This is a genomic window from Phormidesmis priestleyi BC1401, from assembly GCF_001650195.1.
Lineage (GTDB): Bacteria > Cyanobacteriota > Cyanobacteriia > Leptolyngbyales > Leptolyngbyaceae > Phormidesmis_A > Phormidesmis_A priestleyi_B.
Window position 1 is genome coordinate 1 of the sequence record NZ_LXYR01000166.1, and the last position, 1,075, is coordinate 1,075.

Here is a 1,075-nt window from a genome sequence, read left to right on the forward strand (position 1 = left end):
CTCATGCTTTACGCTGACATTAACTGCTGAATTCGCTCTGGCTCCTCGCCTAACCAATCAGGATTTTGAGCAGTGCCATCGAAGATTGATGAGGTTTTGAACGGCTCAAATTCTCCATGTGCGCCCGCTTCTGCTGTTTTTGCTAACAACGCTTTCACTTGCTGTTCAGTCATCGGTTGAAAGGTTTGCACTGCTTCAAACGCTTGATCCAAAATCTCCATACTGTCAATTCCTGTAATTACAACCGATGTCGGCAGGTTCAGCGCGTAGTGTAGACACTCGATCGGAGTAACCGTGTTCGATCGCAATAAGATTCCATTTGCCATCGTTTTCATGGCAAGAATACCAATGTTTTGTTTGACCAATTCTGGTACAACTCGCTTCGCAAAGCTGCGGTAGTGAGCATCCATTACATTTAGCGGCATTTGAGCTGTGTCAAATTTGAAGTCATGTTCAGCGGCAACGGTAAGCATATGCAGATGAACTTCAGGATCTTTGTGTCCTGTAAAACCGATGTAGCGGAGCTTACCCGCTTGTTGAGCCTCAACGACAGCTGCATAAGCACCTTCCGGATCAAAAATGCGATGGGGATCTTCAAACCGCAGCACTTCATGGAACTGGACTAAATCGAGGTGATCTACCTGAAGACGCTTTAGAGATTCATCAATTTGCTGGGCGGCAACTTTTTTAGAGCGACCATCAATTTTTGTCATGAGAAACACTTTGTTGCGGTAGCCATCGCGGAGTGCTTTACCCATACGAACTTCGCTGAGTCCATCGTTGTAATCCCAACAGTTATCCATAAAGGTAATGCCGCGATCGATTGCCGTTCGCACAATCCGAATGGCTAAAGCTTCATCGACGTGCTTTAAGCTAAGATGCCAACCCCCAAGTCCGATCGCAGAAACTTTTTCTCCGGTGCTGCCCAGTTCTCGGTATTGCATTTCTGAATTTGTCATTTTTTGTTCTTGCTCAATGATTCCATCTGTGTAAGCTTAAGCTCAACCACTTAAGAATGCTTGTTAAGCGTGATTTTAACAATCTCGTTGAACATCAGCCTAAAGTTGGAAGATCA

General features: G+C 45.1%; 1 protein-coding gene. It reads right to left on the reverse strand.

Annotated features, from left to right (window positions below):
- Positions 1-8 precede the first annotated feature (8 nt).
- Complete coding sequence (locus A8707_RS26220) at positions 9-959, reverse strand: aldo/keto reductase (protein ID WP_068820391.1); 951 nt, start codon at positions 957-959, stop codon at positions 9-11.
- Positions 960-1,075 lie beyond the last annotated feature (116 nt).

Excerpts from the sequence above, each read along its gene's own strand:
- A8707_RS26220 (WP_068820391.1), bottom strand. The coding sequence starts at position 959 with ATGACAAATTCAGAAATGCAATACCGAGAACTGGGCAGCACCGGAGAA.